This window comes from Microlunatus parietis, assembly GCF_013407955.1.
In the GTDB taxonomy this organism is placed as follows: Bacteria; Actinomycetota; Actinomycetes; order Propionibacteriales; family Propionibacteriaceae; genus Microlunatus; species Microlunatus parietis.
Window position 1 is genome coordinate 995,266 of the sequence record NZ_JACCBU010000001.1, and the last position, 23,650, is coordinate 1,018,915.

At 69.0% G+C, this 23,650-nt stretch carries 16 protein-coding genes and 1 rRNA gene; all 17 read right to left on the minus strand.

What is annotated here, in order from left to right; translation table 11 throughout:
- Positions 1-51 precede the first annotated feature (51 nt).
- Positions 52-1,570 (minus strand): 16S ribosomal RNA (locus tag BKA15_RS04755).
- An 891-nt stretch (positions 1,571-2,461) separates the two neighbouring features.
- Complete coding sequence (gene tyrS / locus BKA15_RS04760) at positions 2,462-3,730, minus strand: tyrosine--tRNA ligase (RefSeq protein ID WP_179748549.1); 1,269 nt, start codon at positions 3,728-3,730, stop codon at positions 2,462-2,464.
- Positions 3,731-3,740: 10 nt separating this feature from the next.
- Positions 3,741-5,171 carry a Si-specific NAD(P)(+) transhydrogenase gene (gene sthA / locus BKA15_RS04765; RefSeq protein WP_179748551.1) on the minus strand — a complete coding sequence of 477 codons (1,431 nt, stop codon included), beginning with the start codon at positions 5,169-5,171 and terminating at the stop codon, positions 3,741-3,743.
- Between the two features lie 273 nt (positions 5,172-5,444).
- Positions 5,445-6,431, minus strand: a complete 987-nt coding sequence (locus BKA15_RS04770) for an acetamidase/formamidase family protein (protein WP_179748553.1) — start codon at positions 6,429-6,431, stop codon at positions 5,445-5,447.
- Positions 6,432-6,463: 32 nt separating this feature from the next.
- Positions 6,464-7,870 (minus strand): argininosuccinate lyase, encoded by a 1,407-nt coding sequence (gene argH, locus BKA15_RS04775; protein ID WP_179748555.1) that lies wholly within the window; start codon positions 7,868-7,870, stop codon positions 6,464-6,466.
- Positions 7,870-9,303 (minus strand): argininosuccinate synthase, encoded by a 1,434-nt coding sequence (gene argG, locus BKA15_RS04780; RefSeq protein ID WP_179748557.1) that lies wholly within the window; start codon positions 9,301-9,303, stop codon positions 7,870-7,872. The genes argH and argG overlap by 1 nt, the downstream gene beginning before the upstream one ends.
- Positions 9,300-9,863: an arginine repressor gene (locus BKA15_RS04785; protein WP_179748559.1), complete on the minus strand. Its 564-nt coding sequence runs from the start codon at positions 9,861-9,863 to the stop codon at positions 9,300-9,302. The genes argG and BKA15_RS04785 overlap by 4 nt, the downstream gene beginning before the upstream one ends.
- Positions 9,860-10,798, minus strand: a complete 939-nt coding sequence (argF, locus tag BKA15_RS04790) for an ornithine carbamoyltransferase (RefSeq protein ID WP_179748561.1) — start codon at positions 10,796-10,798, stop codon at positions 9,860-9,862. Before argF ends, BKA15_RS04785 begins: the two co-directional genes overlap by 4 nt.
- Positions 10,795-12,021, minus strand: coding sequence for an acetylornithine transaminase (locus tag BKA15_RS04795; protein ID WP_376766789.1), 1,227 nt, complete (start codon positions 12,019-12,021; stop codon positions 10,795-10,797). The genes argF and BKA15_RS04795 overlap by 4 nt, the downstream gene beginning before the upstream one ends.
- Positions 12,018-13,013 carry an acetylglutamate kinase gene (gene argB / locus BKA15_RS04800; RefSeq protein ID WP_179748563.1) on the minus strand — a complete coding sequence of 332 codons (996 nt, stop codon included), beginning with the start codon at positions 13,011-13,013 and terminating at the stop codon, positions 12,018-12,020. Before argB ends, BKA15_RS04795 begins: the two co-directional genes overlap by 4 nt.
- Positions 13,010-14,161 (minus strand): bifunctional glutamate N-acetyltransferase/amino-acid acetyltransferase ArgJ, encoded by a 1,152-nt coding sequence (argJ, locus tag BKA15_RS04805; protein WP_179748565.1) that lies wholly within the window; start codon positions 14,159-14,161, stop codon positions 13,010-13,012. The genes argB and argJ overlap by 4 nt, the downstream gene beginning before the upstream one ends.
- A complete protein-coding gene (argC, locus tag BKA15_RS04810) occupies positions 14,158-15,192 on the minus strand; it encodes an N-acetyl-gamma-glutamyl-phosphate reductase (RefSeq protein WP_179748566.1) in 1,035 nt (344 codons plus the stop codon). Before argC ends, argJ begins: the two co-directional genes overlap by 4 nt.
- 30 nt (positions 15,193-15,222) lie before the next feature.
- Positions 15,223-17,013, minus strand: coding sequence for an ABC transporter ATP-binding protein (locus tag BKA15_RS04815; protein WP_179748568.1), 1,791 nt, complete (start codon positions 17,011-17,013; stop codon positions 15,223-15,225).
- Positions 17,006-18,808, minus strand: coding sequence for an ATP-binding cassette domain-containing protein (locus BKA15_RS04820; protein WP_179748570.1), 1,803 nt, complete (start codon positions 18,806-18,808; stop codon positions 17,006-17,008). Before BKA15_RS04820 ends, BKA15_RS04815 begins: the two co-directional genes overlap by 8 nt.
- Positions 18,809-18,956: 148 nt before the next feature.
- On the minus strand, positions 18,957-19,892 hold the full coding sequence (locus BKA15_RS04825) for a type IV toxin-antitoxin system AbiEi family antitoxin (protein ID WP_179748572.1): 936 nt from the start codon (positions 19,890-19,892) through the stop codon (positions 18,957-18,959).
- A 132-nt stretch (positions 19,893-20,024) separates the two neighbouring features.
- The gene (gene pheT / locus BKA15_RS04830; protein ID WP_179748574.1) at positions 20,025-22,541 is read right to left on the minus strand and encodes a phenylalanine--tRNA ligase subunit beta; all 2,517 of its coding nucleotides are present in this window, start codon (positions 22,539-22,541) and stop codon (positions 20,025-20,027) included.
- Positions 22,538-23,641 carry a phenylalanine--tRNA ligase subunit alpha gene (gene pheS, locus BKA15_RS04835; protein ID WP_179748576.1) on the minus strand — a complete coding sequence of 368 codons (1,104 nt, stop codon included), beginning with the start codon at positions 23,639-23,641 and terminating at the stop codon, positions 22,538-22,540. Before pheS ends, pheT begins: the two co-directional genes overlap by 4 nt.
- Positions 23,642-23,650 lie beyond the last annotated feature (9 nt).

Consider the following 23,650-nt stretch of genomic DNA (forward strand, 5'->3'; position numbering starts at 1 on the left):
GGTTCAGATCCAGGTGCATGGACGAGGCAAGCTCGCCATATGGCTCCTTAGAAAGGAGGTGATCCAGCCGCACCTTCCGGTACGGCTACCTTGTTACGACTTAGTCCTAATCGCCGGTCCCACCTTCGACGGCTCCCTCCACTAGGGTTGGGCCACCGGCTTCGGGTGTTACCGACTTTCATGACTTGACGGGCGGTGTGTACAAGGCCCGGGAACGTATTCACCGCAGCATTGCTGATCTGCGATTACTAGCGACTCCGACTTCATGGGGTCGAGTTGCAGACCCCAATCCGAACTGAGACTGGCTTTTTGAGATTCGCTTAACCTTGCGGTCTCGCAGCTCTTTGTACCAGCCATTGTAGCATGCGTGAAGCCCTGGACATAAGGGGCATGATGACTTGACGTCATCCCCACCTTCCTCCGAGTTGACCCCGGCAGTCTCCTATGAGTCCCCGGCATTATCCGCTGGCAACATAGGACGAGGGTTGCGCTCGTTGCGGGACTTAACCCAACATCTCACGACACGAGCTGACGACAGCCATGCACCACCTGTATACCGACCTTGCGGGGGCTACATCTCTGCAGCTTTCCGGTATATGTCAAACCCAGGTAAGGTTCTTCGCGTTGCATCGAATTAATCCGCATGCTCCGCCGCTTGTGCGGGCCCCCGTCAATTCCTTTGAGTTTTAGCCTTGCGGCCGTACTCCCCAGGCGGGGCACTTAATGCGTTAGCTACGGCACGGAACTCGTGGAATGAGTCCCACACCTAGTGCCCACCGTTTACGGCGTGGACTACCAGGGTATCTAAGCCTGTTTGCTCCCCACGCTTTCGCTTCTCAGCGTCAGGAAATGCCCAGAGAACCGCCTTCGCCACTGGTGTTCCACCTGATATCTGCGCATTCCACCGCTCCACCAGGTATTCCATTCTCCCCTGCATTCCTCTAGTCAGCCCGTATCGGAAGCACGCTCAGGGTTAAGCCCTGAGTTTTCACTCCCGACGTGGCAGACCGCCTACAAGCCCTTTACGCCCAATAATTCCGGACAACGCTCGGACCCTACGTATCACCGCGGCTGCTGGCACGTAGTTGGCCGGTCCTTCTTCTGCACCTACCGTCACTTTCGCTTCGTCGGTACTGAAAGCGGTTTACAACCCGAAGGCCGTCATCCCGCACGCGGCGTTGCTGCATCAGGCTTTCGCCCATTGTGCAATATTCCCCACTGCTGCCTCCCGTAGGAGTCTGGGCCGTATCTCAGTCCCAGTGTGGCCGGTCGCCCTCTCAGGCCGGCTACCCGTCGAAGCCTTGGTGAGCCGTTACCTCACCAACTAGCTGATAGGCCGCGAGTCCATCCTTGACCGCCGGAGCTTTGCACCCTCGCAGATGTCCGCAAGGGTGGTCATTCGGTATTAGACCCGATTTCTCGGGCTTATTCCGAAGTCAAGGGCAGGTTACTCACGTGTTACTCACCCGTTCGCCACTCGTGTACCCCCGAAGGGGCCTTACCGTTCGACTTGCATGTGTTAAGCACGCCGCCAGCGTTCGTCCTGAGCCAGGATCAAACTCTCCGTTGAAATCTAGCGGTTCCGGGTTAATAGCCCGTTTCCGTTCAACTTAATGTTCGATCGCTGACAAGACCCATTGCTGGGTTCATCATCAATCAAAGGAATTCCGAACTCGTGGATCGTTGAGGCCTAGACCTCGCAGAGTGCCATGAGCACGGGGTTTGTTGTGCATATTTGGCATTGACTTTTAGCACGCTGTTGAGTTCTCAAGTTTCGGGCGCACACCGCTCGGTCACTTTCGTTTCCGTTTGGGGCAACTCGACTTACTTTAGTGAGGTTCGGTTTCCGGTGTCAAATCCGTGTTTCCGAGTTTCACTTGGTTGTTTTAGCCTTCTCGGTTGCTATTCATTGCTTCCGAGGCAGCCTGCGTAACTCTAGGGATTCTCAGTTCGCGATGTCAAATCGGCATTTGAGCTTCACTTCGAGTTTGGATTGCCTCGTTCTTTCTCTGAGGCAACCCGACCAACCTTAGTGATCTTCGGTTTCGGGTGTCAAATCCGGTCCCGATCCCCACTGTTGACTTGTCTGTACCCACGTTGCTGCTCCCGAAACCTTGTCGCCCTGAAGAAGAGCGCAATGATCCGGGTCGATCATCGTGGGTGGTTTGCCCCCTTCTGGAGGCTTGGGCCACTTTACTCGCCCGACTCCGGAGAGTCAAGCAGCTCGTGTCCCGCTTCCTTCGAGACTCCCGAGCCGGCCATCGCGATGGGCCCGATCAAGGGCGCACATCAACCGGATCTTCATCTCGGAGGAGTCGGCCGGTGGCTCGCTTCGGTTTCCCTCGGCGTTCCGCCCCCCGGCTCGACAGGTAGAACATTACGAGGCTCCGTCGGACAGGGTCAAATCGAGTCGCCGTGGCAGTCCTCACAGCGTGACACGCCCGCGCGAAGTGGCCTGAGGTCAGCGCCGGATGGTAACGGCGCCCACCGTCTTCCGACCGCGGCGCGCGATCAGGTACCGCCCGTGCAGCAACGCCGCATCGGTCACCTTCGCGTCGGGATCAGTGACCTTCTCGTTGTTCAGGTAGGCGCCACCCTCGGCGATGGTGCGGCGGGCGGCGGACTTGCTCGCCACCACTCCGCTGGCCTCAAGGACGTCGACGACTCCCGGCAACTCCCCGTCGGCCGAAGCGACCTCGCCCCCACCGACCTCGGCGACCACTCCGGTCAGCGTCTCCTCGTCCAGGTCGGCGAGATCCGCTCGGCCGAACAGCGCAGCCGCGGCAGCCTCGGCCGCCTCTCGAGCCCGGCGGGAATGCACGAAGTCGGTCACGTCGTCGGCGAGGGCCCGCTGAGCCCTGCGTTCGTGCGGACGTTCCTCGGTCGCCTTCGCGAGCTCGTCGATCTCCTCGGCCGAGCGTGGCGAGAACACCTTGAGGTACTCGATCACCTTGGCGTCCTCCGCATTCAGGAAGAACTGGTGGAACGCGTAGGGGCTGGTCATCTGGGGATCGAGCCAGACTGTGCCCGACTCGGTCTTGCCGAACTTCGTTCCGTCCGCCTTGGTCAGCAGCGGGGTGGCCAGCGCGTGCACCCGGTCCCCGGTGGACCGCCGGATCAACTCGACGCCGGCGGTGATGTTGCCCCACTGGTCCGAGCCGCCGAACTGCAGGGTGCAGCCGTGCCGGCGGAACAGTTCGAGGTAGTCGAAGGACTGCAGCAGCACGTAGGAGAACTCCGTGTACGAGATCCCGGCCTCCAGCCGGTTCCGGACGACGTCCCTGGCCAGCATGCGGTTCACCGGGAAGTGCTTGCCGATGTCGCGGAGGAAGTCGAGCACCGGCACCGTGCCGGTCCAGTCCAGGTTGTTCACCACGGTGGCGGCCGCAGGTCCCTCGAAGTCGACGTACTTCGACACCTGGCCGCGGATCTTCTCCACCCAGCCGGCGACGACCTCCTTGGAATTCAGCGTCCGCTCGCCGGAGTCCTTCGGGTCGCCGATCAGCCCGGTCGAGCCGCCGACCAGGATCAGCGGCCGGTGGCCGGCCCGTTGCAGGTGGCCGGCGACGATCAACTGGACCAGGTTGCCGAAGTGCAGGCTCGGCGCGGTCGGGTCGAACCCCACATAGAACGTGACGGGCCCGGCGGCGAGGTGGTCGCGTAACGCGTCGCGATCGGTCGATTCAGCCACCAGGCCGCGCCAGCTGAGCTCATTCAGGATGTCGGTCACGGCCGTAAAACTAGTCCACGCCGATGACACTGGTGAGCCGGTCCACGGCCCGCATCTTGTTCGTCGCGTCGAGGGCGGCGACCTTGTACGCCTCGGACAGCGTCGGGTAGTTCAACACCGTGTCCACCAGGTAGTCGATCGTCCCGCCGCAGCCCATGATCGCCTGCCCGATGTGCACCAGTTCGGTGGCCGAGGTGCCGAAGACATGGACGCCGAGGAGGTGCCGCGTCTCGCTGTGCACGATCAGCTTGAGCATGCCGTACGGGTCGCCGACGATCTGTCCCCGGGCTAGCTCGCGATAGCGGGAGATGCCGACCTCGAACGGCACCGCCTCCGAGGTCAGGTCCTCCTCGGTCCGGCCGCAGTAGGACAGTTCCGGGATGGTGTAGATGCCGATCGGCTGCAGGTCCCGCAGTTCGTTCGCCGGCTCGTCGAACGCGTGCGAGGCGGCCAGCCGGCCCTGGTCCATCGAGGTCGCCGCCAGGGCTGGGAAGCCGATCACGTCGCCGACCGCATACACGTGCTCGACGGCGGTGCGGTAGTTCTCGTCGACGACGAGCCGGCCGCGGTCGTCGGCCGTCAGACCGGCTTTCGGCAGGTCGAGCCGGGCCGTGGCGCCCTGCCGGCCGGCCGAGTACATGACCACCTCGGCGGCGATCTTCTTGCCCGACGCGAGCGTGGTGATGGTGCCGTGGCCGGAACTCGCCACCGAGGCCACCTCCTCGCCGAACCGGAACGACATGCCCTGGTCGCGGAGGTGGAACTTGAGCGACTCGATCAGTTCCGGGTCGCAGAACTCGAGCATCCGCGGCCGCTTCTCAACCAGCGTCACCCGGGTGCCGAGGGCGGCGAAGATCGACGCGTATTCGACGCCGATCACGCCCGCGCCGACCACGACGAGTGAGTCCGGTACGTGGTCCAGGGTGAGGATCTGGTCGGAGTCGAGGATCCGGGTGCCGTCGAACTCGATGTGCGGCGGCCGGGCCGGCGTCGTCCCGGTCGCGATCACGATCTTGGCCGCGGTCACGGTCCGGTGCTGGGTGCCGCCGTCGACCTCGACCGACAGGGTGTGCGGGTCGGTGAACGCCGCCATCCCGCCGATCAGCTCGATGTGATTGCGCAGCAGCTGGGCCCGGACCACCTCGGTCTCCCGGCCGATCACGTGCTGCAGCCGGGCCAGCAGGTCACCGATCGTGATGTCGCTCTTGACCCGGTAACTCGCCCCGTACAGGTCGCGCATCTGCATGCCGGTCAAATAGACGACCGCCTCGCGCAGCGTCTTGGACGGGATCGTGCCAGTGTTCACGCAAACCCCGCCGACCATGTGCAGGCGGTCGATCACGCAGACCCGGTGGCCCAGCTTGGCGGCCATGATGGCCGCCTTCTGGCCGCCCGGTCCCGAACCGATCACCGCGAGGTCGACGTCGAAGCCGTGATCCATTCCCTCAGGGTGTCACGCGGAGGTGACCTCCGTAAGTCCCGCCGATTACGCGCAGCCGAGGAACGTGGTCAGAATGCGCTGGACCCCGTGCGACCCGGCCGAGTTCCCGGACTCGGACACCCGACCGGCCGGGAGTGGTGTGGTCGGTTCCCTGGAGTCAGGCCGCCAGTCGGTGACGGAGTGGCCGCAGTTCGGCGTGCCGCGGAAGACCATCCGACTGGGGGACAGATTCCAGGGCGGCGCTGCGTTGAGCGGCTCGGGGCCGGGCCGAGCTCAGGAGGTGCGCAGGTGGCGGTGCATGCCGTCGTACGCACTCGCCGCCGGCAGCAACGCCTTGGGCAGCTTCACGACCGAGCTGTAGTTCGCGTCGACCACGTTGGCGATCGGCGCCTTCGCCAGCTGTGACACGACCTGGTAGCCGTCCATCCGGTCCAGCCCGTACAGCTCGGCGAGCCAGGTGATCATCTCGACCTGGGCGATCCGCCAGGCGTCCTCGAGCGGACGGCTGGAGCCGACCGCGATCAGCCAGTCGTCCTGTTCGATCCGTGGCCAGAGCGGTGCACCGCCCTTGATCAACTCGACGATCAGGGTCACGTTCATCGCGCCCTCGACCGCGGTGCCGCAGGCCTCGCCCTCGCCCTGCCGGTAGTGCCCGTCGCCGATCGAGAACAGGGCGCCGGGGACGTTCACGCCGAGGTAGCAGGTTGCGCCGGCCTTCAGCTCCGGCGTGTCCATGTTGCCGCCGAACCGTTCCGGAACGAGCGAGCTCCGTACCTCCCGGGCGGGCGGCGCGACGCCGACGGTGCCGAGCATCGGCTCGGCCGGCCAGTCGACCCGGAAGTCGCTGCGGGCCGCCTCGAACGTCACGGACTGCCGGACGCTGTCGTACTGATAGATCCAGGTGACCTCCGGCAGCGCGCCGTGCAACAGCGCCGTCCGGTCGGTGCCGGTCAGCCCGCCGAAGAACGGGATCGTCGTCGACACACCCCAGTCGCGGGCCGGCTCGAGCTCGACGAAGTGCAGCGCCAGCGTGTCGCCGGGCTCCGCGCCCTCGACGTGGAACGGGCCGGTCTGCGGATTGACCTGGTTGATGTCGATGCACTGGCTGGGCAGGTCAGCCGGCGATCGAACCCTCCCGGCGTACGCGTCCTCGCACCACAGCCGCATCGTCGTCCCCGGCTTGACCTTCATGATCGGTTCGACGCCGCCGAACGTCCAGGCGAGTTGCTCCGGGGTCGGCGTGAACTCGACGGTGTCCATGCCGGCAACGTCTCACCGTGGAACGGGGCCCGTCAACCGATCTCGGTGATCTTGTCCAGCAGCTCGGAGAGTTGCCGCTCGACCTGCTCGGTGGCCGTACCGCCGCGGCCGTTCCGGCTGTTCACCGACCCCTCGATCGTCAGCACGTCCAGCACCTCCGGGCTCAGCCGCGGCGAGATCTCGGTCAATTGGTCCGGGGTCAGATCGGACAACTCGATCCCGCGCTGCTCGCAATACCGTACGGCCGCGCCGGAGATCTCGTGCGCCTCGGCGAACGGCACCCGCTGCCGGACCAGCCAGTCGGCCACGTCGGTCGCCAGCGAGAATCCCTTCGGCGCCAGTTCGGCCATCCGCGCGGTGTCGAAGCGCAGCGTGCCGACCATCCCGGCCATCGCCGGGAGCAAGATCAACAACTGGTCGATCGAGTCGAAGATCGGCTCCTTGTCCTCCTGCAGGTCCCGGTTGTACGCCAGCGGCAGGCCCTTCAGCGTGGCCAGCAGGCCGGACAGGTTGCCGATCAGCCGGCCGGCCTTGCCCCGGGCCAGCTCGGCGACGTCCGGATTCTTCTTCTGCGGCATGATCGACGAGCCGGTGGACCAGGCGTCGTCGAGGACCGCGAAGCCGAACTCGTGGGTGCACCAGATGATCACGTCCTCGCTCAGCCGGGACAGGTCGACCCCGAGCTGGGCGCAGACGAAGGCCGCCTCGGCCGCAAGATCACGAGCAGCCGTGCCGTCGATCGAGTTCGGCACCGACGAACCGAAGCCGAGATCGTGCGCCACCAATTCCGGGTCGAGGCCGAGCGAGGTGCCGGCCAGCGCCGCCGAGCCGTACGGGCTGACGTCGAGCCGCCGGTCAAGATCGCGGATCCGTTCGGCGTCCCGGAGCAGCGGCCAGGCGTGGGCCAGCAGATGGTGTGACAGCAGCACCGGCTGGGCGGACTGCAGGTGGGTCCGGCCGGGCATGATCGCGCCCAGGTTGGTCCGGGCCTGCTCGTGCAGCGCCTCGACGACCTGCCGGATCCCCGCCGCGACCTCACGCATCGCGTCGCGAAGGTAGAGCCGGAGCAGGGTGGCGATCTGGTCGTTCCGGGACCGGCCGGCCCGGAGCCTTCCGCCGAGTTCGGGGCCGGCCAGTTCGATCAGGCCGCGTTCCAGGGCTCCGTGCACGTCCTCGTCGGTCGGCGCCGGCTGGAATTCGCCGGCGGTGACGGCGCGGTCGAGCCGGTTCAGCGCGTCGGTCAGGCCGGCGTGCTCGTCGTCGGTCAGCAGCCCGGCCGCGCGCAGCGCCGAGGCGTGGGCCCGGGACCCCGCCAGGTCGTAGCGGGCCAGCCGCCAGTCGAACTGGGTCGACTTGCTCAGCGCGAACATGGCCTCCGCCGCGCCGCCGGCGAACCGGCCACCCCACAGCCGGCCCGAAGGCGTCGATGATTCCGTCATCAGTCCGTACCGGCCTCGATGGCGGCCTCGTCCAGCGCGTCGCCGAGATCCCGACCGGCCGAGTCCTCGGCGGTTGCGATCCGGTCGAAACCGCCCGACGGCAGTTCGCCGAACAGGGTGCCGTGCTCGACCAGCACCGTCCCCTGCTGCAGCGGCTGATCGGCGTAGGCCTCCAGCTTGGCCCGCGAGTCGGCGATGTCGAGGTTGCGCATGGTGAGCTGGCCGATCCGGTCGGTCGGGCCGAACGCGGCGTTCTCGACCCGCTCCATCGACAGCCGGTCCGGGTGGTACGAGAAGCCGCTCCCCTCGGTGTCGAGGATCGTGTAGTCGTCGCCGCGCCGCAGCCGGAGCGTGACGGTGCCGGTCACCAGCGACGCGATCCAGCGCTGGATCGACTCCCGGATCATCAGCGACTGCGGATCCAGCCAGCGGCCCTCGTAGAGCAGCCGGCCGAGCTTGCGGCCCTCGTTGTGGTAGCTGGCGACGGTGTCCTCGTTGTGGATCGCGTTGACCAGCCGCTCGTAGGCGATGAAGAGCAGCGCCATGCCGGGCGCCTCGTAGATGCCGCGCGACTTGGCCTCGATGATCCGATTCTCGATCTGGTCGGACATGCCCAGCCCGTGCCGGCCGCCGATCGTGTTGGCCTCCTGGACCAGCGCGACCGGGTCGGCGAACCGCTGGCCGTTGATCGCCACCGGATAGCCGGCCTCGAAGGTGACCGCGACGTCCTCGGTCTCGATCGTGACCGACGGATCCCAGAACTTCACGCCCATGATCGGCTCGATCGTCTCCAGGGACACGTCGAGGTGCTCCAGCGTCTTGGCCTCGTGGGTCGCGCCCCAGATGTTGGCGTCGGTGGAGTACGCCTTCTCGGCGGCGTCCCGGTACGGCAGCCCGTGCGCGGTCAGCCAGCGGCTCATCTCCTGCCGGCCGCCCAGTTCGTGGACGAACTCCGCGTCCAGCCACGGCTTGTAGATCCGCAGCTCGGGGTTTGCCAGGAGTCCGTACCGGTAGAACCGCTCGATGTCGTTGCCCTTGAACGTCGAGCCGTCGCCCCAGATGTTCACGTCGTCGGCCTGCATGGTCCGGACCAGCAGCGTTCCGGTGACCGCGCGGCCCAGCGGCGTGGTGTTGAAGTACGTCCGCCCGCCGGTGCGGATGTGGAACGCGCCGCAGGCCAGCGCCGCCAGGCCCTCCTGGACCAGCTGCGGTTTGATGTCCACCACGCGGGCGATCTCGGCGCCGTACTGCTTCGCGCGGTCGGGCACGCCGGAGATGTCCTGCTCGTCGTACTGGCCCAGGTCGGCGGTGTAGGTGCACGGGATCCCGCCCTTGTCGCGCATCCAGGCGACCGCCACCGACGTGTCGAGGCCGCCGGAGAAGGCGATGCCGATGCGCTCGCCCTTCGGGAGGGAGGTCAGGACCTTGCTCACGGGATGGATGCTCCTTCGTCAGAGTTCGCGCGGCCGGCCGCGGCGTTGTCGAGACCGGCCGGTTTGCCGGTGCGGGCCATGATCAAAAACTGTTCGGCGATCGCGGCGCCGCCGGTCGGGTCGCGGGTGATCATCAGCACCGTGTCGTCCCCCGCAATGGTGCCGAGGATCGCCGACCAGCCGACGCGATCGATCGCCGAGGCGAAATACTGCGCCGCACCGGGCGGCGTGCGCAACACGACCAGGTTCGCCGACGCCTCGGCCGACGTCAGCACCTCATTGCAGAGCCGGGCCAGCCGGACCGCGAACGTGGCGTAGTCCGTCTGCGGGGTACGGTCGCCGCCGTCGGACGGCACCGCGTAGATCAGGTGCCCGCCCTCGCCGCGGACCCGGAGCGCCCCGATCTCGACCAGGTCCTTGGACAGCGTGCCCTGGGTGACACTCACGCCCGCCCCGGCGAGCAGCTCGGCGAGTTCGGTCTGGGACCGCACCGGATGCTGCCCGAGCAGCTCGATGATCTTGGCCTGCCGGGCCGCCTTGCTGGGGGGTGCGGTGATCATCTCGCGGCCAGCAGGTACGTGAGCAGGGCCTTCTGCGCGTGCCGCCGGTTCTCGGCCTGGTCCCAGACCACCGACTGAGGGCCGTCGAGCACGTCGGCGTCGATCTCCTTGCCCCGGTAGGCGGGCAGGCAGTGCAGCACGATCGCGTCCGGCTTCGCCTTGGCGAGCAGGGCGTTGGTCAAACGGTAGGGGGCGAAGATCGCCGGGCGGTCCAGGCCGTCGTTCTCCTGGCCCATCGAGACCCAGGTGTCGGTGGCCAGGACGTCGGCGCCGGCCGCCGCGCTCTCGGGGTCGTCGGTGATGATCACCTCGCCGCCGGTCGTCGCGGCGATCGCCTTGGCCCGGTCGACGATGTCGGCGCGAGGCTGGAAGCCGTCCGGGGAGGCGATGGTGATCTTCATGCCGGCCAGCGCCCCGCCGAGGACGTACGAGTGCGCCATATTGTTCGCACCGTCGCCCAGGTAGGTCAGGGACTGCCCGGCCAGCGTGCCCCGGTGCTCGGCCACGGTCTGCAGGTCGGCCAGGATCTGGCACGGATGGTAGTCGTCGGTCAGGGCGTTGATCACCGGGACGCCCGCGTACTCGGCCATCGCCGCAAGATCATCTTGGGCGAACGTGCGCCAAACGATCGCCGAGCACTGCCGGCCGAGCACCCGGGCCACGTCCGGCACCGATTCCCGGGTGCCGATCCCGGCCAGCCGGCCGTCGACGATCATCGGGTTCCCGCCGAGCTCGGCGATGCCGGCGCTGAACGAGGCCTGGGTCCGCAGCGTCGGCTTGTCGAACAGGACCGCGACGCTCTGCGGTCCGTCCAGCGGGCGCTCGGCGTACGGGTCGGCCTTCAGTTTGGCGGCCAGCTCCAGCACGGCGGCCTGGTCGGCCGGGCTGAGATCGTCGTCGGCCAGGAAGTGCTTGATTTTCGGGGACGAGGTCATGAGGCAGCCTCCAGAATCGCGGGCAGGGCGGCGACGAACGTGTCCAGCTGGTCGGCGGTGATGATCAACGGCGGGGCGAGCCGGAGCACGTCCGGCCGCGGCGCGTTGATCACGAAGCCGGCCTCGAGCGCCGCGTCGGCGGCCTGCTGCGCGGCCGGCTCGGCGAGCAGGATCGCCTGCAGCAGACCGCGGCCCCGGGTGCCGGTGATCAGCGGATGATCAAGGTCCTGGATCGCGGCGGCGAGGTGCTCGCCCATCGCGGTCGCGTTGGCCAGCAGGCCGTCCCGCTCGATCACCGCCATCACGGCGAGGCCGGCGATCGCCGCCACCGGGTTGCCGCCGAACGTGGAGCCGTGACTGCCCGGGCCGAGCAGGGTGGCCGCCGGCCCGGTGGCCAGGCAGGCTCCGATCGGGAAGCCGTTGCCGAGGCCCTTGGCGACCGTCACGATGTCGGCCCGGACGCCCTGGTCGGTGTGCACCAGCCAGGATCCGGTCCGGCCCATCCCGGTCTGCACCTCGTCGATCCAGAGCAGGCTGCCGGCCTGGTCGCACAGCGCCCGGGCCTGGGCCAGGTAGTCCGGCGGCGGCACCACCACGCCGTTCTCGCCCTGGATCGGCTCCAGCACGACGGCGGCCACGGTGTCGTCGATCGCGGCGGCGAGGGCGTCCGCGTCACCGTACGGGACGAAGATCACCTCGCCGGGCAGCGGCTCGAACGGCTCCCGGTACTTCGGGCTGTGGGTCACCGCCAGCGCACCGGTGGACCGGCCGTGGAACGCGCCCTCGGTGGAGATGATCTTGGTCCGGCCGGTCCGCCGGGTGATCTTGAAGGCGGCCTCGTTCGCTTCCGTACCGGAATTGGCGAAGAAGACCCGGGTCTCGGCGTCACCGGGGATCAGGCCGGTCAGCCGCTCGGCCAGGGCCACCTGAGCCGGGGTGGCGAAGAAGTTCGACACGTGGCCGAGCGTGGACAGCTGGCTGGTGATCGCGGCGAGCACGGTGGGATGGGCGTGGCCGAGTGCGTTGACGGCCAGGCCGGACAGCAGGTCGAGGTGCTTGCGGCCCTCCACATCCCAGACGTAGCAGCCCTCGCCGCGGACGAACACCCGCTTCGGCATGCCGAACGTCGGCATCAGGTTCGCCGAGTAGATCTCGAGCACGTCGGCGCTGGACCGCCCGTTGCCGCCGACCCGGGACAGTTCCTGGGTGTCGATGGTGCTCACTGGTTGGCCTCGCTGATCATGAATTCCCCGTTGCGCAGTTCATGGTCCGGGATCGGCTGCCCGGCCGGGAACACCCGGCTGCCCAGCCGGACCAGGCCGTCCTGGATGATCATGGTGCCGATCCCCTCGTTGGTGAAGATCTCCAGCAGCAGCGAGTGCGGGACCCGGCCGTCGGTGACCGTGGCGCGGGTCAGGCCGCCCTCGACCGCGCGCAGGCAGGCCTCCATCTTCGGCACCATCCCGGACTCCAGCGTCGGCATCAGCTCCCGCAGCTGCGAGGCGGAGATGTTGGTGACGACCTCGGTGCTGTTCGGCCAGTCGGCGTAGAGCCCTTCCACGTCGGTCAGGACGACGAGCCGTTCGGCCTGGAGCGCGACCGCGAGCGCCGCGGCGGCCGTGTCGGCGTTGACGTTGTGGACCACGCCGTTGACGTCCGGGGCGATGCTGGCGACGACCGGGATCCGGCCCGCACCGATCAGGCCCTCGATCGCCTCCGTGTGCACGGCCGTGACGTCGCCGACCAGACCAAGATCGACTTCTTCGCCGTCGACGGTGAGCGACTTGCGCTCGGCGGTGAACAGGCCGCCGTCCTCGCCCGACATGCCGACCGCCAAGGTGCTCTGCTGGTTGATCAGCCCGACCAGGTCGCGGCCGACCTGGCCGACCAGGACCATCCGGACGACCTCCATCACCTCCGGACTGGTCACCCGGAGCCCGTTCTTGAACTCGCTCGGGATGCCCAGCCGCTTCAGCATCGTGGAGATCTGCGGCCCGCCGCCGTGGACGACGACCGGGTGCACGCCGCACCGCTTCATGAACACGATGTCGGACGCGAACGCACGCTTCAGGTCCTCGTCGATCATGGCGTTGCCGCCGTACTTGATCACGACCGTCTTGCCGGCGTACGTCTCCAGCCAGGGCAGCGCCTCGGTCAGGATCGACGCCTTCTCGATCAAGGTCAGCCGGTGCTCATCCTGCTCGGGTGCGTTCATGAGGAGTACTCCGCGTTTTCCTTGACGTAGTCGTAGGTGAGGTCGTTGGTCAGGATCGTCGCCGTCTCCGCGCCGGCGTGCAGGTCGATCTCGACCCGGACCTTGCGATCGGAGAGATCGACCAGCTCGCGGGGTTCGCCGATGCCGCCGGCCCGGCAGACCTGGACGCCGTTGAACGAGACGTCCAGCTGGTCCGGCTCGAACGTGGCCGCGGTGGTGCCGATCGCGGCGAGCACCCGGCCCCAGTTGGGATCGTTGCCGAAGATCGCGCACTTGAACAGGTTGTTCCGGGCCACCGACCGGCCGACCTCGACCGCCTCGGCCTCGGTCGCCGCGCCGGACACGACGATCTCGATCTCGTGCGACGCACCCTCGGCGTCGGCGATCAGCTGCCGGGCCAGATCCGCGCAGACCTCGGTCAGCGCGGCCTGGAACTCGGTCTCGTCCGGGGTGATGCCGGACGCGCCGTTGGCGAGGACGATCACGGTGTCGTTGGTGGACATGCAGCCGTCACTGTCGGCCCGATCGAACGTCTGGCGGCACGCGTCGGCGAGTTGATCATGGAGCCGGTCGGCCTGGACACTGGCGTCGGTGGTGATCACCACCAGCATCGTGGCCAGGCCGGGGGCCAGCATGCCGGCGCCCTTGGCCATCCCGCCGATGCTCCAGCCGTCACCCTGGTGAACGGCCTGCTTGGACACCGTGTCGGTGGTCATGATCGCCTCGGCAGCTGCCGGGCCGCCTTCGGCCGAGGCATCCTCGACCAGCGTGGGCAGAGCGTCGATGATCTTGGCGACATCGAGCTGGATGCCGATCAGGCCGGTCGAGCAGACGGCGACGTCGATCGCGCCGATGCCGAGCGCCGCGGCGGTCTGCTCGGCGGTCAGGTGCGTGTTGCCGAAGCCCTCCGGGCCGGTGCAGGCGTTCGCCCCGCCCGAGTTCAGGATCACGGCCTTGAGGGAACCGTCCTTGATCACCTGCTGGGACCAGACCACGGGGGCGGCCTTGACCCGGTTGCTGGTGAAGACGCCCGCGGCCGCGTACTCCGGGCCGTTGTTGATCACCAGCGCGAGGTCGGGCTTGCCGGACTCCTTGAGCCCGGCCTTCGTACCCGCGGCGGCGAAGCCCTTGGGGTGCGTCACGCTCACGGTGCCACTCCTACGGTGCTGAGGCCCGTCGACTCGGGGAGGCCGAGGGCGAGGTTCATCGACTGGATGGCGCCGCCGGCGGTGCCCTTGGTCAGGTTGTCGATCGCCGCCACCGCGACCAGCCGTCCGGCGGCCTGATCCACGGTGACCTGCACGTGGGCGGCGTTGCTGCCGAGCACGGCCTGCGTCTGCGGCCACTGACCCTCGGGCAGCAGATGCACGAACGGCTCGTCAGCGTAGGCCTCGGCATAGCTCGCGTACGCCTGCTCGGAGTTGATCTTGGAATCTGCGAGCGGGGCGGTGCAGGTGGCCAGGATGCCCCGGGACATCGGCACCAGCACCGGGGTGAACGAGACGCTCGGGTCGGTCGCGCCACAGGCGGTGAAGTTCTGCAGCAGCTCCGGGGTGTGCCGGTGCCCGCCGCCGACCCCGTACGCGCTCGCGGAGCCGATCAGCTCCGAGCCGAGCAGGTGCGGCTTCAGCGACCGGCCGGCGCCGGACGGCCCGCTGGCCGCGACGATCACGACATCCTGCGCGGTGATCAGGCCGGCCGCGATCGCCGGCAGCAGAGCCAGCGTGCCGGTCGTCGGGTAGCAGCCGGGCACCGCGATCCGCTTGGCCCCGGCCAGCTTGTCCCGCTGCCCGGGCAGTTCGGGCAGCCCGTACGGCCAGCTGCCGGCATGCTCGCTGCCGTAGAACCGGCGCCAGTCTTCCGGATCGGTGAGCCGGAAGTCGGCACCGCAGTCGATCACCACGGTGTCGGGACCGAGCTGCTCCGCGATCGGTGCGGACGTCCCGTGCGGCAGCGCGAGGAAGACGACATCGTGCCCGGCCAGCGTCTCGGCATCGGTGCTGCCGACCGTTCGCTCCGCGAGCGGCACCAAGTGGGGCTGGTGATCCCCCAGTCGCGACCCGGCACTCCCGCCGGCCGTCACCGCTCCGATCTCGACCTGCGGGTGCCCGAGCAGCAGCCGGAGCAACTCCCCGCCCGCGTACCCGGTAGCTCCCGCCACCGCAACCTTCACCGTCATAGGAATAATCATGCCATAGACGGAATACTCTTACCACTCGGTTCGGTAGGCGCGGGCCTGCAGCTCGAAGAGCTCGGCGTAGCGCCCGCCCTTGGCGATCAGCTCATGGTGACTTCCCTGCTCGACGATCCGCCCGCCGTGCAGGACCAGGATCAGATCCGCCATCCGTACCGTCGCGAAGCGGTGCGAGACGAGTACCGTGATGCCGCCGGTCCGAGCGGCAGCAACCGCGGACGCGGCGGCGTAGCGACGGAACAGCACGTATTCGGCCTCCGGATCGAGTGCCGCCGTCGGCTCGTCGAGGGCCAGCAGCAGCGGCGTCGGCCGCATGAACGCGCGAGCCAGCGCGAGCCGCTGCCACTGGCCGCCGGACAGGTCGACGCCATCGGTGAACTCCCGGCCGAGCTGGGTGTCCAGCCCTCGCGGCAACGACGCGACGACCTGCTCCGCCGCGCCGCGCCGGACGGCCGATCGGACCGCTTCCGGATCTTCGAGGTGGGACAGGTCGCCGACCCCGACAGCCTCACGTGCGGTGAGCTCGTACCGGACGAAGTCCTGCAGGGCCACGGCCGTGCTGGTTCGCCAAGCCTCGGGATCGAGCTCGGCCAGCGGCCGGCCGTCGACCAGGATGCTGCCCTCGGACGGCTCGTAGAGCCTGGTCAGCAGCTTCACCAGGGTCGACTTCCCGGCGCCGTTCTCGCCGACGATCGCAACCGTCCCGCCCGCCGGCAGGTCGACGTCGAGCCGGCGGAGGACCGGAACCGAGGTGCCCGGATAGCGGAAGCTGACGTCGCGGAGCGAGATGCCGCGGTCGAGCCGCCGTGGCGTCGATCGACTCCCGGTGGCTCCTGCTGTCCTTGCGTAGCGGCGCAACCAGGCATAGCGAGCGAACGCGCGGACCGTCTGGCCGGTGCTCCGGCCGGCGTCGGCGACCATCGCCGCGGTCTGCTCGACCCGGGCACCCAGGAGCACGATCAGGGCAAGATCACCGGCCGATCCAGTGTCGGTACCGGCCAGTGTCGCGACGAGGACGATCGAGGCGGTGTAGCCGAGACCGAATCCCAGCCGGGCCGCCAGTTCGTAGCGGGCGCCGATCGCGGCTGCGCGTCCGCGACGTCGCTGGACGACGCCCAGCAACGCGTCGATCATGCGGAGCAGGTCACCCTGAAGGCCGAACACCCTGACCTCGAGGCCGTGCCGAGCCGAGGCCGCGACGTCGGCCAACCGGTCCGCCCGGCGGCTGTACTGAGCGGTGGCCTCCCTCGCCCGACCCTGGTGTCCGCCGCTGACCAGCGATGCCCAGACCCGCAGTGCGCCGAGCAGGGGCAGCACCAGCAGCACGGGATGGATCGCGGCCAGGATCCCGAGGACGGCGACCGCGTTGGCCGCCGCCGAGATCAAACCGATCTGCTGGGTGAAGCTGAACGTCAAAGGGAGGCTCTCCGTGCGGAGCAGCTCGATCCGATCGGCGATCTCTGGTCGCTCGTGGTGTTCGAGGCCGGGTATCCCTGCCACCGTGGAGATCACTCCGTGGGTGAGGTAGGTGTGCACCTCGTCGACCATGGTCTGCGAGGCGGCGAACTCGAAGCACTGGATGATCATGGCGAGGACCAGGGTGGCCGAAATGATCACGGCGCCGGTCAGGACCGAGCTCGAGTGGTGGCCGAGTGCGCCATCGATGATCAACTTCAGGCCGTAGACCTGCAGGACCGGAGCGACGGCGCCGGTCACCCGCAGCAGCAGAGTGAGTACGGCCAGTGTTGGATTGGCCCGGAACCCGCTGACCAGCCAGAGCCGGATCGCGTCGAGTTGATCAAGCATCGGATTCCTCCTCCCCCGCCGCCGCGTAGCGTTCCGCCTGGAGTCGGAACATGGCGGCGTAGCGTCCGTCGGCGGTGATCAACTCGGCGTGGCTGCCCGACTCGACGATGCGTCCCTCGTGGAGCACGGAGATCCGCTGCGCACCGCGTACCACGGAGAAGCGATGCGAGATGATCAAGGACGTGACACCTCGGCACAGTCGCAGGTAGTCCTGCACCAGTTCCGCTTCGGCCCGGACGTCGAGCGCGGCCGCAGGCTCGTCCAGCACCAACAGACCTGCGCCCGTGTCGACGGAGTGCAGGGCACGAGCCAGTGCGAGCCGCTGCCACTGGCCGCCGGACAGCTCGGCACCGCCCGGTACGGTCCGGTCCAGGATCGTGTCCCACTGCGCTGGCAGCCGGTCAACGACCGGAACCAGGCCCGCCCGCCGGGCCGATTCGGCGACATCCGCCCGCTGCTCGGCGGAGCCGGCGCCGACCGCGACGTTGTCGGTCACCGACAACGGGAGCCGTACGAAATCCTGCACGAGCGCCGCGATCCGACGCTGCCAACCGGCCAGCGAGACTGAGTCGATCATGGCCAGGTCGATTCCGTCGACCGTGATCCGGCCCGTGGTGGGCCGATAGCAGCCAGCGAGCAGCTTCACCAGGGTCGACTTCCCGGCCCCGTTGATCCCCACGAGGGCATACGACTCCCCCGCCCGGAGTTCGAGCGTGACGCCACTCAGGGTGTCCTGGTCACGCCCCGGGTAACGGAACGAGACGTTCTCGAACCGGATGCTGCGGGTCGGTGCGGACGCCAGTTCGACGGACCGTTCGGGCCGGTCCGGCGCCTTTGAGCTCACCAGGTCGGGCAACGACCGGAGCGACCGGTACGAGGCCTCGGCACGACGGGCCTGCACGAGGGTGCCGGGATCGCCGCCGGTCGCGAGCAGCAGGACCGCCGAAAGAACGGAGGTGGCGCCGCCGAGGGACACCTCGCCGATCCACAGGGCGCGGACCACGAGCATGATCGCGACCACCGTGACCGCAGCGTGGACTGCCATGACGCCGAGCCGGGCCAGGGCCGACCGCAGGCGGCGCGACTGGACCGGCCTCAGCGCAGCGTCCCGTTCGGCAGTGTGCCGATCCGCGATCCACCCGGCCAGGCCGAAGATCCGCAACTCCTGGATGCCCTCGGCCAGCGCCAGGTGATAGAGATAACTGGCCCGCCGCTGGCCCTCGGTACGGCCCGCCCAGGCCGCGGTCTCGCTCCGGCCGGCCCGGGTCGACCACCACTCGACAAAGAACACCGATCCCAGCAGCATCGGCGCCAGCCACCAGGTCAACCCGGCGCCGACCAGCAGCGCCGAACCGATCACGGTCAATCGCGAACTCCACAGCGACAAGACCAGGCCCGGACCGCGGCTGAGCCCGATCAGGTCGACTTCCCGCGACCGCGCGTACCGATCCCGCACCGCCGGATCCTCGAGATGCTCGATCCCGACCGGCGCCAGCATCGGCCCCAGGGCGCGCCCCGCAAGATCACGGTCGAGTCCGAGTTCGAGCCGGGTGGCCGCCAGTTCACGCCCGACGGGCAGGACCGAACGGGCCAGCAGGAGCAGCACGGCTGCAGTCACCAGGAGCGCGAGCTGGGAGGTTCCGGCACCGGCCGCGGCCGCCTCGCCGGCGGTGACGACCCGGCCGATCAGCCAGGCGAGCAGGACGGCGGAAACCGCCATGAGGAGGGAGAGCGTCGCCAGCGCGGCCGTCGGTCCGCGGGCCACCCGGAAGCCGTAGCGCAGTAGATCGAACATGAAACCACTCCTGATCCCTTGACCGGAGTGGCTGGGCGCACGGAGCCATCCCGGTCAATCCCGTTGGATTCACCGAATGACTCCGGGTTGCCGCCCGAAGACCCGACGACCGTAACAAGCGGCCCCCGGATCGGGCGACTGAATTTCCTCAGGCGGCAGTGCGGAGGCGTTGCGCCGCCTGCTCATGGGTGCGCCGCAGCACGAGTCCTGCCTTGGGAGCGGCGAGGGAGTCCCGGTCGAAGACCACGATCGTCCAGCCACGACGGCGCAGCCAGTCTCGGCGGCGCTCGTCGTACTTGCGCTCGGCGGCGGTGAAGTGGTGGTCCTGGCCATCGTACTCCGCGGCAAACCTCGCGGCGGGATCGGCCAGGTCGAGCCGGTAGACCGGGAAGCCGCGGTCGTCGCGGACGACGTACTGCGGCTGTGGCGTCGGCAGCTGCGCGTCGAGCCAGCGCAGCCTGAGGATCGACTCCTGCGGCGATTCGGCGCGCGGATCGCACAACGGCACCAGGTAACGCAGCTGGACGACACCGCGCTGCCCCTTGAACCGGGGCAGCGCGGCGCGGAGGTCGGCCCGGGTGAACCGGCCGACCCGGAGCAGGGCATCCAGCGCGGCGAGGGCTGGGCCGCGGTTCAGCAGCCGGCCGAGATCCAGGGCCGTGCGCAGCGGCGTGGTCACCCGGAGGCCGTTGATCGTTTCGACGTCCTGTTTCGCGAACGCGCGGATGCCGCTGATCGTGGCCAGGGACCGGACCCGGGTCCCGTCGGGCGGCAGGTGCACCGAGACCCGTGGCAGGTAGTCGCCGGGGAGTTGGACGCGGGCGCCGTGCAGCCAGGCCGCCGAGAGGTCGGTGATCACGCCCTCGGGATGGACGACGAGCGCGATCGCCGCTGCCCGCAGGTCCGTGCTGTCGGCGGTCGACGCGTCGACGTAGACCGACCGGATGACCGGGCGGATCAGGCCTTGTTTGCGGAGCCGGGCGACGACGCTGCGGCTCAGCCCGGCCGCCACGGCCTGCTGGAGGGTGAACGGACGGTTGGTCGGCAGCCGCGAGTCCGCGGTCGCCGGATCGAGGTTTGCCATGCCGAGATTCTCGGAGCTCCCGTACGCCCTGGCTCAGTTATCCACAGGCCCACTTTCACCTGATCCGCCGACTGGGCAGTTCAGCAGCGACACGCCGCGAAAACGCCTGCTTTTGTGCCCAGTCGGCGGGTTTCAGAGGGTGCGCTGGAGGGCACCGAGGGTGGTGGCGGCGTTCGCCACCGCGGCGTCGCGGGCCGCGGCGGATTCGGCGTCGGTCAGGGTGCGGTCGGGGGCGCGGAAGCGGAGGGCGTACGCGAGCGACTTCTTGCCCTCGCCGATCTGCGGGCCGGTGTAGCTGTCGAACAGGCGGACCGACTCGAGCAGGTCGCCGGCGCCGGCGACCAGGGCGGCTTCGACCTCGGCCGCGGGTACGGCCTGGTCGACGATCAGGGCGACGTCCTCCTTGGCCACCGGGTGTGACGAGATCGGGGCCACGGTGCCGAGCTCCGGCGCCAGTTCGATCAACGCGTCGCAGTCGAACTCGGCGGCGCAGGCACGCGCCGGCAGGCCGGCGGCCTCGACCACCCGCGGATGCAGCTCCCCGGCGTAGCCGATCACTCGGCCGGCGACGCTCAGCTCGGCGCACCGGCCCGGGTGCCAGGGCGCCCGTTCGGCGGCCTTCACCGCGATGGTGGCACCGACGGCTCGGGCGGCCGTCTCGGCGAACGCGATCGCATGCCGCCAGTCGGCCGGGACCGCCGGGCCGCTCCAGCCCGGCGGCTGCCAATCCCCCGTCAGCAGTACGGCAGCGTGCCGCGGCTGGTGACCGATCGCGGCATCCATCGCGGCCAGGTCGGCGTCCGACGGGCGCCGGTCGACCCCCGGCCGCGGCGCGGCGACCGCCTGCTCGGGTGCGAAGAAGGCGGAGCCGAGCTCGTACAGGGCGAGATCATCGAGACCGCGGCTGGTGTTGCGGTGGGCGGCGGCGATCAGGCCGGGCAGCACCGTGGTCCGCAGCAACGGCTGGGTCTCCGACAGCGGGTTCGCGATCTCCATGGTGCGGCGCCGCTCGTCGTCGGCCCCGATCTCCAGCAGATCAAGATCACCGGTGCCGAGGAACGGGAACGACAGCACCTCGACGTAGCCGGCCTGGGCCAGCGCGGTGTTGATCAACCGGCGGGACCGCTGCGACCGGGTCAGGCCCCGGCCGCCCGGCGCCGGCGGCAGCACCGGGGTGATCCGGTCGTAGCCGTACAGCCGGCCGACCTCCTCGACGAAGTCGTACGGGTCGCGCAGGTCGGGCCGCCAGGTCGGCGGCGTGACGGCCAGTTCATGATCATCGGCGACGACGGTCACGCCGACCCGGCGCAGGTTGTCGATCACCGTGTCCGCGCCGAGCTCGGCGCCCATGATCATTCCCGGCAGCTCGGGGTCCAGCCTCAGCGTCGACACCGCGGGCACCGTGCCGGCGACGGTCTCGGCCGCGGCGACCTGGCCGCCGCCGTACTCGACCAGCAGGGCGGCCGCGCGATGTGCCGCGGCGTAGGTCGCACCGGGATCGACGCCGCGCTCGAACCGGCGGGATGCCTCGGAGGACAGCTTGTGCCGGCGCGACGTGCGGGCGATCGAGATGGCCTCGAAGTGGGCCGCCTCGATCACCAGGGTCGCCGTGTCGTGGCCGACCTCGGTCGTCTCGCCGCCCATCACGCCGGCGATGCCGATCGGGCCGGAGTCGTCGGTGATCACCAGGTCGTCGGCGTCCAGATCGCGCTTGGCGTCGTCGAGCGTGGTGATCGTCTCGCCCGCGCGGGCCTTGCGGACGACGATCGGCCCGGCCAGCTTGGCGCCGTCGTAGGCGTGCAGCGGCTGGCCGGTCTCCAGCATCACGTAGTTGGTCACGTCCACCGCGAGCGAGATCGGCCGCATCCCCGCCTGCTGCAGCCGCGACGTCAGCCAGCGCGGGCTCGGTGCCTCGGGATCGACGCCGGTCACCGTGACCGCGACGAACAGCGGGCAGCCGTCGCTCTCCAGCCGGACCGGGTAGCCGTCGCCGACGGTGGCCGGCACCGCGCGATCCACCGGATCGGTGAACGGCACGTCGAACGCGTGGGCCGTCTCCCGGGCCAGCCCGCGGACCGACCAGGCGTAGCCCCGGTCGGGTGTGACGGCGATGTCCAGCACCTCTTCGCCGAGCCCGAGCACCGGTCGCGCGTCGGCTCCGACCACAAGATCATCGCCCGCGAGCACCATGATCCCGTCATGGTCATCGCCGAGCTCGAGTTCCTGGGCGGAGCAGATCATGCCGTCGGAGATGTGCCCGTACGTCTTCCGGGACGCGATCGTGAACCCGCCCGGCAGCGTGGTGCCGGGCAGTGCGACGACGACGAGATCGTCGACCGCGAAGTTCCGGGCGCCGCAGATGATCCCGCGCGACGTGGTGTCGTCACCGCCGGAGTCCTTGGCCCAGGAACCGTTGTTGTGTTCGCCGACGTCGACCCGGCACCAGCGGATGATCTTGCCGTTCTTCTGCTCGGCCTCGGTGAACTCGAGCACCCGGCCGATCACCAGCGGGCCGTCGATCTCGCCGCCGGCGGTGTCGACCGACTCGACCTCGAAGCCGATCTTGATCAACGCCTCCGAGACGTCCCGGCCGGACGTGCCCTCCGGCAGCGGCGCGTACTCCCGCAGCCAGGACAGCGGTGCCCTCATCGTGCTCCTCCCACCAGCGAACGGCTGAACCGCACGTCGCCCTCGATCATGTCCCGCATGTCCTCCGCGCCGTTGCGGAACATCAGCGTCCGGTCGATGCCCATGCCGAACGCGAAGCCCGAGTACTCCGAGGAGTCGACGCCGCCGGCCTCGAGCACCCGCGGGTTGACCACGCCGCAGCCGCCCCATTCGATCCAGCCCTCGCTGCGGCAGGTCCGGCACGGGTGCTCCGGATCGCCGACCGAGGAGCCCTTGCAGACGAAGCAGAGCAGGTCGACCTCGGCCGACGGCTCGGTGAACGGGAAGTACGACGGCCGCCAGCGGAACCTCGTGTCGTCGCCGAACATGGCCCGGGCGAAGTGCTCCAAGGTCCCCTTCAGATGCCCGAAGGAGATGCCGCGGTCGACCGCGAGACCCTCGATCTGGTGGAACACGGGCAGGTGGGTCGCGTCGTACTCGTCGGCTCGGTAGACCTTGCCCGGGCAGACGACGTAGACCGGCAGGTCCCGGTCCAGCAGGCTGCGCACCTGCACCGGCGACGTGTGCGTCCGCAGCAGCAGGTTGTGTTCCGGCGGCTCGATGAACAGGGTGTCCTGCATCGTCCGGGCCGGGTGGTCGGGGATGAAGTTGAGCGCGTCGAAGTTGAGCCACTCGGCCTCGAGCTCGGGTCCCTCGGCGATCTCCCAACCCATCGCCAGGAAGACGTCGCTCATCTTCTCCATCAGCGCCGTCACCGGATGGACGGCGCCGAGCGGGCCCAGCTCGGTCGGCAGGGTGACGTCGACCCGCTCCTCGGCCAGCCGGCGATCCAATTCGGCAGCGCTGATCTCGGCGTCCCTGGCCTCGAGGGCCTGCCGGACCCGGTTGCGGGCCTGCCCGACCCGGGACCCGGCCTCCTTGCGCTGCTCCGGCGGCAGTCCGCCGATCTGCCGGTTGGCCAGGGCCAGCGGCGACCGGTCGCCGGCGTGCGCCAGCCGCGCCTCCTTCAACGCGGCCACGCTGTCGGCTGCGGCGAACGCCTCGATCGCCGCCGTCACCAGGGCGTCGAGCTGGTCGGCGTCGAGCGCGTTCGTGGCGTCGGTCTGTGTCGGCCCGGGCATGAAGGCTCC

Bases quoted from the DNA above. Each gene is read 5' to 3' on its own strand.
- BKA15_RS04825 (WP_179748572.1), bottom strand. From the start codon at position 19,892: ATGGCAAACCTCGATCCGGCGACCGCGGACTCGCGGCTGCCGACCAAC.
- argB (WP_179748563.1), bottom strand. From the start codon at position 13,013: ATGAACGCACCCGAGCAGGATGAGCACCGGCTGACCTTGATCGAGAAG.
- argC (WP_179748566.1), bottom strand. From the start codon at position 15,192: ATGACGGTGAAGGTTGCGGTGGCGGGAGCTACCGGGTACGCGGGCGGG.
- sthA (WP_179748551.1), bottom strand. From the start codon at position 5,171: ATGGATCACGGCTTCGACGTCGACCTCGCGGTGATCGGTTCGGGACCG.
- argH (WP_179748555.1), bottom strand. From the start codon at position 7,870: ATGACGGAATCATCGACGCCTTCGGGCCGGCTGTGGGGTGGCCGGTTC.
- BKA15_RS04815 (WP_179748568.1), bottom strand. From the start codon at position 17,013: ATGCTTGATCAACTCGACGCGATCCGGCTCTGGCTGGTCAGCGGGTTC.
- pheT (WP_179748574.1), bottom strand. From the start codon at position 22,541: ATGAGGGCACCGCTGTCCTGGCTGCGGGAGTACGCGCCGCTGCCGGAG.
- BKA15_RS04770 (WP_179748553.1), bottom strand. From the start codon at position 6,431: ATGGACACCGTCGAGTTCACGCCGACCCCGGAGCAACTCGCCTGGACG.
- BKA15_RS04820 (WP_179748570.1), bottom strand. From the start codon at position 18,808: ATGTTCGATCTACTGCGCTACGGCTTCCGGGTGGCCCGCGGACCGACG.
- BKA15_RS04785 (WP_179748559.1), bottom strand. From the start codon at position 9,863: ATGATCACCGCACCCCCCAGCAAGGCGGCCCGGCAGGCCAAGATCATC.
- pheS (WP_179748576.1), bottom strand. From the start codon at position 23,641: ATGCCCGGGCCGACACAGACCGACGCCACGAACGCGCTCGACGCCGAC.
- argF (WP_179748561.1), bottom strand. From the start codon at position 10,798: ATGACCTCGTCCCCGAAAATCAAGCACTTCCTGGCCGACGACGATCTC.